Consider the following 14,845-nt stretch of genomic DNA (forward strand, 5'->3'; position numbering starts at 1 on the left):
CCCGGCCAGAGCACGCCTTATGAGCCGGTGCCGGACAGGCCCATACCCCGACGAGGCGGTGGGGCCACGCGGCGCCCGCGTGACCCCACCCTCACCTCATCCGTCCGGCCGGCGCAGACTTCTGAGCCGGCCGGAACGGTCAGACGGCCTGACGCTTGATCCTGCGTCGTTCCCGCTCCGACAGCCCACCCCAGATGCCGAACCGCTCGTCATGCTCAAGGGCGTATTCAAGGCATTCCGCCCGCACCTCGCACGAGCGGCACACCTTTTTGGCCTCCCTGGTGGAGCCGCCCTTCTCCGGAAAGAACGCCTCGGGGTCGGTCTGCGCGCAGAGCGCACGCTCCTGCCAACCCAGATCTTCACCGAGCGCCTGTGCCATGACCAGATCGGTCATTGCACACCTCCCTGTCGCTCGTCCGCCCACAATGGAGCCCCCCATAGAACGCCTCCCCTGTTACCCAAGATTGAGAAGGCGTAACAACATGCCTGTAATTACACGCGCGTGGCGCGTGTGGCGTCAAGCGGCATAGCGATACCCGGGGAAAGACCTGCTCGCCCCGGTTCGTACGCCCCGATCTTCGGTCCTATCAGCGTTCGGAACCATACCAAGGCAGATTGGGCTCAGTTCTGGGGGCTGCCTGATCCGTGCCGGAACCTTCCTCATACTTTGCCTGCGACCTGTCGGGGGCGTAGATCGCGGTCGGGTCGATCGCCTCTTCTCGTCTGCCGGCGTCGCCCAGCGGATCCTGCGCGAACGCCACGGGATCGAACCGCAGGGTGCTGTCCGCGGCCTCGGCCTGCGGCTGGTACGGCCCGGGCGTCTGCTGCGGGTGACCGAGCGGGTTGTCGTAGCGCTCCGGGTAGTCCTGCGGGCTGGTCTGCTGCTCGGGCCTGCCGACCTGCTGGTAGCTCTGGGCCTGCTGGTAGGCCTGGGCGAGCTGCTGCTCCCGCGGGTCCGCCGCGCCCTCATAGACGGGCGAGGTGTCGAACCCGCTGTCGTATCCGGAGCCCGCCGGCTCGGCCGCGTGGCGGGCGAACTGGGCGCCGGAGGCGCCGGAGTAGCCGGTGTACGGCGTGCCCTGCTGAGGCTGCTGGGCGGGCTGGCCCGGCTGGCTCTGCTGGCTCTGCTGACCGTACGGCTGGCCCTGGTCGTACTGCGCGGCCTCCCCAGGGGGCAGGGAGGCGGGCAGCGGGGCCGGGGGGAAGGTGTGGTCGTTCTGACTGTTGTACGACGCGTGCGCGTAGGGGGCGGCCTCCGGCGGCCGGCCGGTGTAGCCGTACTGGTCGAACACCGGGCCCTGCGGCGGCTGCCCGTACGCGCTCGCCGGCTGGCCCTGCTCACCCGCATACGGCGCGGGGGCCGCGACGCCGTGCTGGTCGGCGGGGTATCCCTGGGCGGGACGCTCCGCGGGATATCCGGAGGGCGGGTACGCCTCCTGGTAGTGCGCGCCGGTCTGGAAGTTCTGCAGCGACGGCTGACCCTGAGGCTGGTTCTGGCCCTGCTGCTGGACCTGCGGCTGCTGGTGGGCCTGGGCCGCGGGCTCGGCCGGCCACTGCTGCGGGGACGCCGGGGACGCGCCCTGGAACGGAGCGGGCTGCGCCTGCGGCACGGCCGGGGGAAGCGCGTGGCCGGCCGGCGAGCCCGCGTCCGCGGTGCCGTAGGTGGGCTGGGAGGAGTACGGGTCGCCCTCGGCCGCGCCGTACTGCTCGCGCGGCCGGTCCTGGCTGTACTGGTCCTGGCTGTACTGGTCCTGGTTGTACTGGCCCTGACCGTATTGCTGCTGCGCGTACTGCTCCTGGCTGTACTGCTCTTGGCTGTACTGCTCTTGACCGTGCTGATCCTGGCCGTACTGGTCCTTGCCGTACTGCTGCTGGGCGTACTGGCTCTGCCCGTGCTGGCTCTGCCCATGCTGGTCCTGGCCGTGCTGGTCCTGGCCGTGGTTCTGCTGCTGCCGGTGCGCGGGCCGGCTCTGGGGGGGCTGGTTCTGGGCGTACTGCTCCGCCCCGAACTGCTGCTCGGCGGCGGGGGCGGCGGGCAGACCCTGGACCCCGTTCTGACCGGCGGGCTGTGCGGCCGGCTGACCGGCGGGCTGGGGAGGCTGCGCGTGCTGCTGGGAGGGCGGCACGTGCTGGCCCGTGGGAGTGCTCTGCCCGTTCTGGCCGGTCGGCGCGTTCTGGCCTGTGGTGGGCCCGTTCTGCCCGGCGACGCCCTGCGGGTCGCCGTAGGGGGCCGGGCCCTGGCCCGCTGCGTCGCCGTAAGGCTGCGCGGCCGGCTGACCGCCGAAGGGCTGCGGCCGGTTCTCTGCGTACGCGTCCGTGGCCGGGGCCTGGCCGTACCCCTGACCGTTGGGAGCGCCGGCGTATCCGGACGGAAGCGCGGGGGCGTACGACGAGGAGGGGGACGGGGACGGGTCGTTCCACCCGCCGCCGAACAGGATCTCCCCCTGCGTCCGCGACGCCTCAAGTGCCCGCGCCGAGTTCAGTGCGAAGATCGCGCCGAGGGCGGCCAGACCCACCATGGGGATGCCGGTAATCAGGGACTCGAACCGGTCGCGGAAGGCCGGCAGATCTCCGACCAGCACGCCCAGCAGGCTGATCACGCCGAAGACCGTGCCGAGGCCGAGGAACGCGGCCGCGCCGAGCGCCACCTGGCGGGCCCGTGGGGTCGGGTCGCCCACCTTTCCGGTGAGCACCACCGCGCCGGCGGCGAGAGCCGTGAAGACCGGCGACGCGAGCGTCGGCAGGGCCGCGGCGGAGCGGACGCCGAAGGTGAGCTCACCGCCCAGCGGCCCGGCCGTTCCGGTGAGCAGTCGCGCGACGGCGACGAGCGTGCCCGTCGCCACAACCGCGACCATGAGCCAGGCGGCCGGCTCCCGTAGGCGAACGGTATCGACCTTGAGCACGACTACCCCCACTGACCAAACGACACTTGGGAAGTTTCGCACATGCCCGACTTAGGTGTCGGCAGACCCAAAAACCTCATAAGAGGCCCCAAGCCTAATCCGTACCGGTCACCACCGTGGGCGGGGTGGTGTTCGCGGCGCGCGTAGCGTCCGGTGGAAGACTGGCGCCATGCGCATCGTGTCACTCGCCGGGGGAATCGGCGCCGCCCGCTTTCTCCGAGGCCTCAAGGCCGCGGCCCCCGACGCCGAGATAACCGTCATCGGGAACACCGGAGACGACATCACGCTCTTCGGCCTGCGGGTCTGCCCCGACCTCGACACCGTGATGTACACGCTGGGCGGCGGCATCAACGAGGAACAGGGCTGGGGCCGGGCCGGTGAAGCGTTCACGGTCAAGGAGGAGCTCGCCGCGTACGGCATGGAACCGCAGTGGTTCGGGCTCGGCGACCGCGACTTCGCCACCCACATCCTCCGCAGCCAGCTGCTCTCCGCCGGTTATCCGCTCTCCCAGGTCACCGAGGCGCTGTGCGACCGCTGGCGGCCCGGCGTGCGGCTGCTCCCCATGTCGGACGACCGCACCGAGACCCACGTCGTCATCTCGGACGGCGACGGCAGGAGGGCGATCCACTTCCAGGAGTGGTGGGTGCGGCTGCGCGCCTCGGTCCCGGCCGAGCAGATCGCCCTGGTGGGCGCCGACGAGGCCACGCCCGCGCCCGGCGTCCTCGACGCGATCCGGGACGCCGACGTGGTGATCCTCCCGCCGTCCAACCCCGTCGTCAGCATCGGGACGATCCTGCAGATCCCCGGCATCCGGGAGGCCGTCGAGCGGAAGACCGTCGTCGGCGTCTCCCCCATCATCGGCGGCGCCCCGGTCCGCGGCATGGCGGACGCCTGCCTGACCGCGATCGGCGTCGAGACGAGCGCCCAGGCCGTCCTGGAGCTGTACGGCTCCCGCCTGATCGACGGCTGGCTGGTGGCGGAGGAGGACAAGGACGTCGCCCTGGACGGCGTCGTCGTGGAGGCACGGCCGCTGCTCATGGACTCGCCCGAGGCGACCCGGGAGATCGCCGCGGCCGCGCTGCGCCTGGCCGGGGCCCTGCCGGAGATCGACGGGTGACATGTGGTGTCGGGTTATGAGGGGCGACGAGGGGGCCCGGAGCCTCAACCGTGGCCAGGCGTTGGGAAGGCGTTAGGAAGGTCCGTGCAGCACATCACCATCACCGGCGTCCCCGGGCTCCCCGAGGTCCGGCCGGGAGACGACATCGCCGGGCTCGTGGCCGAGGCCGTTCCCGAGCTCGCTGACGGCGACATCCTGGTCGTCACCAGCAAGATCGTGAGCAAGGCCGAAGGCCGGGTCCGGCAGGGCGACAGCCGTACGAAGGCGATCGAAGAGGAGACGGCGCGCGTGGTCGCGCGGCGCGGCGAGACGGTGATCGCGCAGACCCGGCACGGCTTCGTCATGGCCGCGGCGGGGGTGGACGCCTCCAACACCGCGCCCGGGACGGTCCTGCTGCTGCCCGAGGACCCCGACGCCTCCGCCCGCCGCATCCGGCGCGGCATCGGCGAACGGCTGGGGGTCCGGGTCGGCGTCGTGGTCTCCGACACGTTCGGGCGGCCCTGGCGGCACGGCCTGACCGACGTGGCACTCGGCGCGGCCGGCGTACGCCCGCTGGACGACTTCCGCGGCCGGTCCGACGGATACGGGAACCCGCTCAACGCGACCGTGACCGCGCTCGCCGACGAGATCGCCGCGGCCGGCGAACTGGTCAAGGGCAAGCTGTCCGGGGTGCCGGTGGCGCTGGTCCGGGGGCTGTCCGGCCTGGTCACGGACGAGGACGGCCCCGGCGCCCGGTCGCTCGTCCGCCCCGCCGACGAGGACATGTTCCGGTACGGCTCGGCCGACGTCGTCTTCGCCCGGCGTACGATCCGGGAGTTCTCCGGCGACCCGGTCGACCCGGCGGCGGTGCGCCGCGCGGTGGCCGCCGCGATCGCCGCGCCCGCGCCTCACCACACCACTCCCTGGCGGTTCGTGCTTCTGGAGTCGCCGGAATCCCGGTTGGCCCTGGTCGACGCGATGCGGGACGCCTGGATCGCCGACCTGCGGTCCGACGGGTTCTCCGAGGAGTCGATCGCCCGCAGGATCCGGCGGGGCGACGTGCTGCGCAACGCGCCCTATTTGGCCGTTCCCTGCCTGGTCATGGACGGCTCGCACACCTACCGCGACGCGCGCAGGAACGCCTCCGAGCGTGAGATGTTCGTGGTCGCCACCGGGGCGGGGGTGCAGAACTTCCTGGTCCAATTGGCCGTCGAAGGGCTCGGCTCGGCCTGGGTGTCGTCCACCATGTTCTGCCGCGACGTCGTGCGCAAGGTTCTTGAGCTGCCCGAGAGCTGGGACCCGATGGGCGCCGTGGCCATCGGCCACGCCGCCGGGGCGCCCCGGAGCCGTCCGCCCCGCGACCCCGCCGACTTCCTGGTCACCCGCTGACCTCCGTCCGGCCGTCCAGGCGCCGCCGGACGTGCCGGACGTACCAGACGATCAGGACGAACGCCACGACCACCGGTCCCGCCACCGCCAGGTGATCGGTGAGACGGGCGTGCCGCCAGCCGACGGGTGCGAACCGGTCGGTCAGGCGATGGATCGAGGCGGCGCCCCTGCGGCGGCGTCCTCACAGATAGGAGAGGTGCGTGCCCGCGACGGCGGCCACGGCGGCGACGGTCAGCGTCGCGCCCAGCGGCAGCACCCCGAGGTGGACGGCGTAGCCCAGGGTCACGAGCACCGTGGTGCCGGGCAGGACGACGCCCACCAGGGTGCCGGCCTAGGCCACGATGAGCAGGCCCGCCACCAGGAGCAGGAGCGGAGCGGGCAGCCGGCCGAGCAGTTCGGCCGCCCACTCACTCACCGTCGCTCCTCTCGCGGGCGACCGGTCTGCGGCAGACGTGGACCAGCCCGGGCGGCATGTTGCGCCAGACCGGTCCCGTCGTGAGCACCTCGTCGAACGCGGCGCGCAGCCGCCGCCGGAACGCCCACGACGACGGCATCGCCACGGCGGAGAGGTAGGCCACCGTGGTGAACGCGCCCGCGGGGGCGAGCACCCGGCCGACCTCACGGAGGATCCGCCGCTGCGGATCGGCCGGGAACAGCGACCACGGCAGCGTGCTCACCACCGCGTCTGCCCTTTCCACCCCCAGCGGCGCGAGCAGGGCGCCCAGCTCGGCCGCGTCGCCGTGTACGACCTCAAGCCAGGGCTTCGCCCGGCGCAGATAGGTCACCATCGCCGGGTCGATCTCGACCGCGAGCTGACGGGAGCCCGGAGCGAGCCTGCCGCGGATCGCGTCACTGACGGGGCCGGTGCCCGGGCCCAGCTCCACCACGACCGCGGGACCCGTCGTCGGCACGATCGCCGAAAGGGCCCTCGCCAGGGCGGACGAGCTGGGCGCCACGGCCCCCACGACCCCCGGGCGGCGCAGCGCCGCACCGGTGAACGCCCGCAGCGCGGCCGGCTGCCCGGCCTGGTGTCCCGGCCCGATCTGAAGTGTCCCGTTCATGACGTCGATCAGATCGCGGTGGCGGGGCCGGACGCAGGAAGCCGGGGCGTAGTCCGTGGGGTGGGGCTGGCCCTACCCCTTGCGTAGGGCAGGGCCCCCTCCGGACGCCGATGCCGACGCCGTACTGTCGTCGGGTGCGCTGTCGTCGGGTGCGCCCCCGCCTCGTCCGGCGGGCCGTCCTCAGGAGGGATCTGCTCGCCACCTCGCTGCCCTGGCGTGCGCTTGCCTACCTGCTGAGCGGCGCCGCGGTCGGCGCGGTCGCGCTCGCGCTGCTGCTCGTCATGCTCGTCGGCGGCGCCGTGCTGACCCTCGTCCTGGTCGGCATCCCCGTGCTGGCCGCGATGGCGCTGATCGGCCTGCCCTTCGCCGCGGTGGAACGCCGCCGCCTGCGCCTGATCGACCCGGAGCCGGCCGCGAGCCCCCACCGCGTGCCGCCGCCGGGGCTCCGGGCGTGGATCAGAGCCCGCCTCGGCGAACAGGCCACCTGGCGGGCCCTCGCCTACACCGTGCTGATGGCCGCCGTGCTCTGGCCGGTCGAGCTGGTGGCCGTCACGTACGGCCTCATCGTGCCGCTCGTCATGATCTGCGCGCCGTTCAGCATGACGGAGGCGGGTCCGCTGGTCCTGCTCAAGTTCTGGCCGCTGGAGACCTACCCGGAGGCGTTCCTCGCCGCCGGGCTCGGCGTCGTCGGCCTGCTCCTGGCGGCGTATCCGCTGACCGCGCTCGCCGTCGCCCACGCGGGCCTGGCGAGACTGCTGCTCACCCCGCGCGGGGGCGAGCCGGGAGAGCGGCTGGCCGAACTGACCCGTTCCCGCACCCGTCTGGTCGAGGCGTTCGAGATCGAACGGCGGCGTATCGAGCGCGACCTGCACGACGGCGCGCAGCAGCGGCTGATCGCGCTCGCCATGACGCTCGGCCTCGCGAAGGTCTCACGAGGGGAGGAGATGGCCGAGCTCGTGACGAAGGCGCACGATGAGGCCAAACTCGTCCTGGCGGAGATCCGCGACCTCATCCGCGGCATCCATCCGCGCATCCTCGTCGACCGCGGCCTGCCGGCCGCGATGGCGGACGTCGCCGACCGGTCACCCGTTCCCGTCGAGGTCGAGGTCGACATCCCGCACCGGTTGCCGGAGGCGGTCGAGTCCGTCGCCTACTTCGTGGTCAGCGAGGGGCTCGCCAACGTGGCCAGGCACAGCGGGGCCGGAAACGCTCGGATCCGCGCCGGCCTCGGTGAGTTTCATGGGCCCGAGCTTCATGAGCCCGGCGAGTTTTACGAGCTTGGCGGTCACCGGCTGACCATCGAGATCACGGACGACGGCGTGGGCGGCGCCGACCCGTCGGCCGGCAGCGGACTCGCGGGGCTCGCCGACCGCGTCTCCGCGGTGGACGGCAGACTGATGCTGTCGAGCCCGGCGGGCGGACCGACCCTGCTTCGCGTGGAGATCCCGTGCACGCCGATCGATCACTGACCGTCGTCATCGCCGAGGACGGCGTGCTGCTCCGCGAAGGGCTGTCCGGGCTGCTCGCGCGGTTCGGCCACCGGGTGGTCGCCTCCGTCGGCGACGCCGCCGCTCTGGTCGCCGCCGTGGCCGAGCACTCCCCTGACATCGTCGTCACCGACGTCAGGATGCCGCCCGGCTTCTCCGACGAGGGACTGCGCGCCGCCGTGGCGCTGCGGGCCGCCGACCCGCACCTGCCCGTCCTCGTCCTCAGCCAGTACGTCGAGCAGACTTATGCCACCGAGCTGATCGACTCGGGGGACGGCACCGGCGTGGGCTACCTGCTGAAGGACCGGATCGGCGATGTGGAGGAGTTCGTCGACGCGCTCACGAGCGTGGCCGCCGGGCGGACGGTCGTGGATCCCGAGGTGGTACGGCAGCTACTGCGCCGCCGGCGGGACCCCCTACGGCGACTCAGCCCCAGGGAACGGGAGGTCCTGTCCCTCATGGCCGAGGGACGGTCGAACACCGCCATCGCCCGCGCCCTCGTGATCTCGGAGGCCGCCGTCGGCAAGCACATCGGCAACATCCTGGCGAAGCTGGATCTCCCTCCCCACGAGGACGATCACCGGCGCGTCCTCGCCGTCGTGGCCTTCCTCCGGGGCTGAGCGCCATTCGGCTTGTTTCGGTCTGGACGGCGGCCGCGTACTCGGGGACCATTCAATCGACGGCGTAGGGACATATGCGGAACGTGGAGGGCACCGTGTCGGAGGGACCGGAGCGCGGGCAGCCGCCCGAGATCGTGCACCAGCCCGCGGACGACGTACACGAATACACGGTCGATCAGGTCAGGGACGTGACGCGCCAGAAGAAGATCGTGTTGTATTCCGATACCAAAGGCGTCGACACCGCATTCCGTCAGCTCTTCCCCACGACGTACGACCTTACGCTCGATCACCCCGAGGGCACGGAGACCGGCGAGGACAAATAGGCATCCGTACCAGCGAAGGCCATCGCCCTCGACCGCTGGCCAGGTGCAGCGGTTCAGGCGCGGCGGCGTCCGGTCCGTCGGCGGTCAGATTTGTGGCGCCAGGTCTGCGGCATCTCGACGGAATCAGGCCTGCGGCATGGGCACAAAGTAGGGCGAAATTCGCTCAATAGAATTTATCCGCTCGGCGTCATGTCGACATTTGGCGGCCAATTATGCGGGCGGGCGACCCGCATCTCTGCCAGACAATGAATCCGTGGCGCCATACGCCAATCCACCCCGCGGTTTTGTCGGTCGGGGTTGTTAGCGTGGAGGAGGTTCGGCAGCCGGTAGGGCGATGAGGTGATTCGATGTCGACGTTCGGGTTGAACGATCATTCGGCCCATTCGACTGATGAGCCCTCGCCACAATCACCGCCATTTACACACAGCGACGTGAACGCGAGCGGGGACGCCGCAATCCATGAATTACTTCGCGGCACGCCGCTCGACCCACATACCGTTCCGCCGCATCGCCACACCGGCCCCGGATCAGCGGATGAAGGTCGACCCGGTGTCGCCTTCACGACCGAGGATCCCTCCAGCGCCGGGATGGGCGACACCGCCACGGGGAGCGTGGCCGCCGGGCAGGGCGACCCGATCGCCCAGTTGGAGCGGATCGCCGCCCAGTTGGCGATGACCGAGCCGCCTGAGAGCCCGACGATGTGCCTGATCAATGCCGAGGCACTCGTACGGGTGCATGATCTTGTGGGGTCGGCGATGACGGCTCTGATCCATCGAGCACACGTCACGGGCGCGGGGAAGGCTCATGGGCATGCCTCCACCTGCGGTTGGCTACGTTCCACGAGGCCGACGACGGCCTCCGACACCGATCCCGCGAGTGCCAACCCCGCGAGCACCACAGCCGCCAGCACCTCAGCCACGAGCATCACACCCGGGGCGGCGATCGGCCCGGGTATGACGGGTGCGCAGGCGTCGCGGTGGCTGCGGCTCGCCACTGAGGTGGCACGCCTTCCGCTGGTACGAGCACGCTACGCGGCCCGGTCGCTGTCCGGTGGGGCCGTGGATGCGATCACGACGGTGACGGCGAAGCTCACCGACAAGCAGGCGGCGGAAGCCGAGCCGATCCTGGTGGAGCTGGCCGACAGTGCGACGTGTGCGGAGGTGACCAAGGCCGGCCGGTACATCCGGGAGATCCTGGACCCGGGCACCCTCGTCGAGGAGTGTGAGGACGACTATGCCTCCCGGTTCCTGCTGCTCCGCCCATCGAATACCGGTGGGGTGGAGGGCGAGTTCCGCCTGCCCAGGGAGGCCGCGGCGCGGCTGCGGGAGTTCATGACCGCCTACGCCCGGCCGAAGGACAGGGACGACGACCGGCCGCTCCGCGTCCGTCAGGCAGACGCCTTCGCCGCCCTGTTGAGCGAGAAGGTCTCCACCGAACTCCTCGTCATGGTCCGCGTCGAATCCCTCCCCGACGACATCCTCACTCCCACCGGCACCTCCACCACCGGCACCTCCACCACCGGCACCTCCACCACCGGCACCTCCACCACCGGCACCTCCACCACCGGCACCTCCACCGGCAGCCACGACCTCGCGGCTGACCCACCGGCAGGTCCAAGCGGCATGGCCGACGCGACGCGTGCGCACCGCGACGGAGAGGCACCTCCCACGGCCAACGTGGGCCGAGACGGTCCAAGACGAGGCCGGTCGAATGGAAACGATCCCGCCGACGCCGACGCCGACGCGATAGTGGAGGCGCAGGCGCAGGCTGCCGGTGTGCGGGCCGACGCGTGCCGCACCTGCGGCCACGCCCCCGACCGGCTCGCCCCCGGCCTGCTCGTCGCCACCGGACACCTGCTGCCCGTCAGCGACGTCCACCGCCTGGCTCGAACCTCGCGGTTGACCCGGATGGTGATGGACGCCAAGGGCCAGGTTCTGGACATGGGGCGCTCGGTGCGGCTGGCCACCCCCGCCCAACGCAAAGCCCTGCTCGCGCAGTACGCCACCTGCTACTGCCAGGGCTGCCCGATCCCCGCCGACATGGCGGAGGTCGACCACGTCCACGGCTGGATCGACGACGGCGTCACCAACCTCGACCTCCTCGCCCCCGCCTGCACCTTCCACAACCGCGACAAATTCACCCACCCCGACCGCTACACCACCCACCGCAACCCCAACGGCACCTGGACCCTCCTCCACCACCCCAACCGCCGAAGATACGAACGCAGCAGCCACGAACCCGGCACTCACCAACGCCCGGGATAAACCCCGAAGACGAACGCCGGGGGCAAGCGCCGGGACAAGCCACCCGGGATAAACGGACGCCCGGCACAGGCGGGGCGCGACGCCAGGCCGCGAAGCACGCTCGCCTCGCGGCCTCGCGGCCTCGCGAAGCGCGCCTGGCTGACATACGCCTGCCTGAACGCGCCTGCTTGAACCACGGCCGGAACGCCGGTCGTGCGATCACCGTCCGGTCGGAAGGAGGAGCCCCTCGGCCAGCGGGGTCACCACCCGGGTCACACCCGGGTCAGCTCTGGGGTCAGCTCTGGGCGCCCGCCTGGCGAGCGGCCTGCTCCACGCGGTCTCGGTAGGACCGCCACCATGCCGGATCGGCCTCCGGCAGGTTCTCCTTGCCCGGTCGCAGTCCCGCGCCGCCGTCGATGAGCTCGCGAACGATGTCGGCGTGCCCGGCGTGCCGCTCGGTCTCGGCGATCATGTGGATGAGGATCCGATGGAGGGTGGTCTTCCGGCGGTCCTCAGGCCACCACTCCACTTCTCCGATCGTGTCGAGGTCCAGCGCGTCGATGGTCGCGTCGGAATGGGCCCAGGCCCGGTGATACAGCCCGACGATGTCCTCGCGCGACTCCTCGGGGGTCGCCCACATGTCGGCGTTGGTCTCCGCTCCCTCCTCGAACCACGGCAGCGATTCACCGGACGGCCGCCCGAAGGTGTCGCCGAGATAGCCCAGCTCGACGCTGGCGACGTGCTTGACGATTCCCAGCAGGTTGGTGCCGGTCGGGGTGAGCGGCCGTCGCGCGTCGTATTCGGAGAGGCCGTCCAGCTTCCACACCAGTGCCTCACGGGCGGCCTGCAGGTAGCGGTGAAGGTCGGCTTTCGGATCAGATGTCATTCCCCGAGTCTTTCATCCGGATGCGACATTCCCACGTGGATTTCTGTCAGCCCGAAACCAGCGGAATGTTCCTCCGCACGCTGCGGCAGACACCGTCGCTACGCCCGGCCGCCGCCACACGCTCGTCGCTGGGGATGCCGTACGAGGTGGTGCGCTGCCGGAGGGGACGGCCGGTGGGCGCGACCATGGCGGCGATCTCGCTGATCGTCTTGTACGACCCGTTCTCCGAGCCGGCCATCCGGCTGATCGTCTCCTCCATGAGGGTGCCCCCGAGGTCGTTGACGCCTCCCGCCAGCACCGTACGGCACAGGTCGTCGCGCAGTTTGACCCATGAGCACTGGATGTTGCCGATCGCCCCGTGCAGCATGATCCGGGCCAGGGCGTGCACCGCGCGGTTCTCCCGTGCCGTGGGGCCGGGACGGGCCACGCCGGCGAGATAGATCGGGGCGCTGTGATGGACGAACGGCAGGAGCACGAACTCGCTGAAGCCGCCGGTCTCCTCCTGGATCGACCGGATCAGGCGGATGTGCCGCACCCAGTGCTCGTGCGTGTCCACGTGGCCGTACATCATCGTGGATGTCGTGGGGATGCCGAGCCGATGGGCTGTGGTGATCACCTCGACCCACTCGCTGGTGGGGAGCTTGCCCTTGGTCAGCACCCAGCGGACGTCGTCGTCGAGGATCTCCGCCGCGGTGCCCGGCAGCGAGTCCACGCCCGCCTCACGGGCGGCCTGTAACCAGTCGGCGATGGACAGGTTGGTCCGGCTCGCGCCGTTGACGATCTCCATCGGGGAGAAGGCGTGGACGTGCATGTCCGGACACCGCTCCTTCACCGCCCTGGCGATGTCGAAGTACGCCGTACCGGGCAGGTCGGGGTGGATGCCGCCCTGCATGCAGACCTCGGTGGCCCCTGCCTCCCACGCCTCCTGCGCCCGGTCGGCCACCTCGCTGAGGGACAGCGTGTAGGCGTCGGCGTCGGTGCGCCGCTGGGCGAACGCGCAGAACCGGCAGCCGGTGTAACAGACGTTGGTGAAGTTGATGTTGCGGTTGACCACGTACGTCACGTCGTCGCCCACCGCCTCCCGGCGCAGCCCGTCGGCGATCCGGGTCAGTTCGTCGAGGCCGGCGTCATCGGCGTCCGCCCCCGACTGGTCCCCGGCGAGGTCGAGCAGCGTCAGCGCCTGCTCGTCCGTCAGCCGCGCCGGATCCGCCTCGGCCTGCCGCAGCGCCTCCCGCACATCGGCCCTGACGGCCCCGTCTCGTCCGCCGCTGGGCAGGCGGTCGCGCAGGGCCTCCCAGTCGCCGTACACGCTGTCGAAGTCGTCGCGCCTGTCGGCGCTGCGGCCCTCGGCGTCGACGGCGGTGTGCAGGTCGGCCCGTCCGCCGGTGACGAGGCCGCCCAGGCCGCCGTCGGGTTCCTGCCACGGACGGCCCTGCAGCACGGCGTCCGCACGCGCGAGCCCGGTGGCGGGGTCGGCCAGCGCGGCCACGTGCTCGGTCAGCCGGGGATCGAGCCACGGCTCACCGGCCAGTACGTACTCGGGATAGATGGTCAGCCGTTCGCGCAGCTCGAACCCGGCGGACGCGGTGCGGGAGGCCAGGTCGTCGATCTGCGGCCAGGGACGCTCCGGGTTGACGTGGTCGGGGGTGAGCGGGGAGACGCCGCCCCAGTCGTCGATGCCGGCCCGCACCATCAGCGCGTACTCGTCGCCGATGAGGTTGGGCGGCGCCTGGATCCGCGCCCTGGGACCGAGCACGAGCCGCGTCACGGCGATCGTCGCGGCGAGTTCCCGCAGGTCGGCGTCGGGCATGCCGCGCATCGCGGTGTCCGGCTTGGCGCGGAAGTTCTGGACGATGACCTCCTGGACGCCGCCGTACTCGCGGGCGACCCGGCGGATGGCGAAGATCGAGTCGGCGCGGTCCTCGATCGTCTCGCCGATCCCGATGAGGATGCCCGTGGTGAACGGCACGTTCGAGCGCCCGGCGTCCTCCAGAACGCGCAGCCGTACGGCCGGGTCCTTGTCGGGCGAGCCGTAGTGGGGCTGGCCCTTCTCGGTGAACAGCCGGGTCGAGGTGGTCTCCAGCATCATGCCCATCGAGGGGGCGACGGGCTTGAGCCGCTGCAGGTCGCGCCAGGTCATGACCCCGGGGTTGAGGTGGGGCAGCAGGCCGGTCTCCTCCAGGACCCGGATCGCCATCGCCCGCACGTACGACAGGGTGTCGTCGTAGCCGTGCGCGTCGAGCCATTCGCGGGCCTGGTGCCACCGGTCCTCGGGCCGGTCGCCCAGGGTGAAGAGGGCCTCCTTGCAGCCGAGGGCCGCGCCCTGCCGGGCGATCTCCAGCACCTCGTCGGGGGACAGGAACGCGCTGGGCAGCTGGTGGGGCGCGGTGGCGAAGGTGCAGTAGCCGCAGCGGTCGCGGCACAGCCGGGTGAGCGGGATGAACACCTTGCGGCTGTAGGTGATGACGCCCGGGCGGCCGGCCGCCTCCAGTCCCGCGTCCCTGACCCGTGACGCGTGCTCCAGCAGCGCCTCCAGGTCCTCGCCCCGGGCCCGCAGCAGGATCGCCGCCTCGGCGCGATCGAGCGTCTTGCCGTCGCGGGCCCGCGCCAGGGCCCGGCGCGTCCCGCTGTCCCGCACCGGCCGCGCGTCGGCGCCACGACCGGGCATGTTTCCGTACGGAGCCTGCTCTTCCGTCATAGGCGCACCCTACGGCGCACAGATCCGGGCGGCGCAGCAGCCCCCTGTCGGGCCCGATCACGACGCGGCCGATCATGCCGCGCCCGATCGCCAACACGGGGGAGGTCGGCACGGGGGAGGTCGGCACGGGGGAGGTCGG

General features: G+C 71.6%; 12 protein-coding genes. 6 read left to right on the top strand and 6 right to left on the bottom strand.

Translation table 11 applies throughout. From position 1 onward, the window contains the following. Nucleotides 1-139 precede the first annotated feature (139 nt). Both JOL79_RS19705 and JOL79_RS19710 read right to left on the bottom strand, forming a co-directional pair. On the bottom strand, nucleotides 140-394 hold the full coding sequence (locus tag JOL79_RS19705; protein WP_036327965.1) for a WhiB family transcriptional regulator: 255 nt from the start codon (nucleotides 392-394) through the stop codon (nucleotides 140-142). Between the two features lie 193 nt (nucleotides 395-587). Next, the gene (locus tag JOL79_RS19710; protein ID WP_210157312.1) at nucleotides 588-2,903 is read right to left on the bottom strand and encodes a hypothetical protein; all 2,316 of its coding nucleotides are present in this window, start codon (nucleotides 2,901-2,903) and stop codon (nucleotides 588-590) included. 169 nt (nucleotides 2,904-3,072) lie between these two features. Here JOL79_RS19710 and cofD point away from each other — a divergent pair, with 169 nt between their 5' ends. Both cofD and JOL79_RS19720 read left to right on the top strand, forming a co-directional pair. Next, entirely contained in the window at nucleotides 3,073-4,020 is a 948-nt protein-coding gene (gene cofD, locus JOL79_RS19715) for a 2-phospho-L-lactate transferase (RefSeq protein ID WP_210157313.1), read from the top strand. A gap of 84 nt (nucleotides 4,021-4,104) precedes the next feature. Then, nucleotides 4,105-5,388, top strand: coding sequence for a coenzyme F420-0:L-glutamate ligase (locus JOL79_RS19720; RefSeq protein ID WP_210157314.1), 1,284 nt, complete (start codon nucleotides 4,105-4,107; stop codon nucleotides 5,386-5,388). Between the two features lie 181 nt (nucleotides 5,389-5,569). Here JOL79_RS19720 and JOL79_RS19725 read toward each other — a convergent pair whose 3' ends face one another. After that, nucleotides 5,570-5,707 carry a hypothetical protein gene (locus JOL79_RS19725; RefSeq protein ID WP_210157315.1) on the bottom strand — a complete coding sequence of 46 codons (138 nt, stop codon included), beginning with the start codon at nucleotides 5,705-5,707 and terminating at the stop codon, nucleotides 5,570-5,572. 88 nt (nucleotides 5,708-5,795) lie between these two features. Further along, nucleotides 5,796-6,449 carry a class I SAM-dependent methyltransferase gene (locus JOL79_RS19730; protein WP_210157316.1) on the bottom strand — a complete coding sequence of 218 codons (654 nt, stop codon included), beginning with the start codon at nucleotides 6,447-6,449 and terminating at the stop codon, nucleotides 5,796-5,798. A 134-nt stretch (nucleotides 6,450-6,583) separates the two neighbouring features. On the opposite strand from JOL79_RS19730, the gene JOL79_RS19735 reads away from it, so the two are divergent. The 4 genes from JOL79_RS19735 to JOL79_RS19750 all read left to right on the top strand — a co-directional run bounded on the left by JOL79_RS19735 (nucleotide 6,584) and on the right by JOL79_RS19750 (nucleotide 11,143). Then, the gene (locus JOL79_RS19735) at nucleotides 6,584-7,918 is read left to right on the top strand and encodes a sensor histidine kinase (protein ID WP_307848626.1); all 1,335 of its coding nucleotides are present in this window, start codon (nucleotides 6,584-6,586) and stop codon (nucleotides 7,916-7,918) included. Further along, on the top strand, nucleotides 7,897-8,556 hold the full coding sequence (locus tag JOL79_RS19740; RefSeq protein WP_307848627.1) for a response regulator: 660 nt from the start codon (nucleotides 7,897-7,899) through the stop codon (nucleotides 8,554-8,556). The genes JOL79_RS19735 and JOL79_RS19740 overlap by 22 nt, the downstream gene beginning before the upstream one ends. A 95-nt stretch (nucleotides 8,557-8,651) precedes the next feature. After that, entirely contained in the window at nucleotides 8,652-8,879 is a 228-nt protein-coding gene (locus JOL79_RS19745; protein ID WP_210157318.1) for a hypothetical protein, read from the top strand. 587 nt (nucleotides 8,880-9,466) lie between these two features. Continuing rightward, the gene (locus JOL79_RS19750) at nucleotides 9,467-11,143 is read left to right on the top strand and encodes an HNH endonuclease signature motif containing protein (protein WP_210157319.1); all 1,677 of its coding nucleotides are present in this window, start codon (nucleotides 9,467-9,469) and stop codon (nucleotides 11,141-11,143) included. A 274-nt stretch (nucleotides 11,144-11,417) separates the two neighbouring features. Here JOL79_RS19750 and JOL79_RS19755 read toward each other — a convergent pair whose 3' ends face one another. Together JOL79_RS19755 and JOL79_RS19760 are read right to left on the bottom strand one after the other, a co-directional pair. Further along, entirely contained in the window at nucleotides 11,418-12,008 is a 591-nt protein-coding gene (locus JOL79_RS19755; protein WP_210157320.1) for a DinB family protein, read from the bottom strand. Nucleotides 12,009-12,054: 46 nt separating this feature from the next. Beyond that, nucleotides 12,055-14,676, bottom strand: coding sequence for a bifunctional FO biosynthesis protein CofGH (locus JOL79_RS19760; RefSeq protein ID WP_210157386.1), 2,622 nt, complete (start codon nucleotides 14,674-14,676; stop codon nucleotides 12,055-12,057). Between the last annotated feature and the right edge of the window lie 169 nt (nucleotides 14,677-14,845).

This window comes from Microbispora oryzae, from assembly GCF_017896165.1.
GTDB lineage: Bacteria > Actinomycetota > Actinomycetes > Streptosporangiales > Streptosporangiaceae > Microbispora > Microbispora oryzae.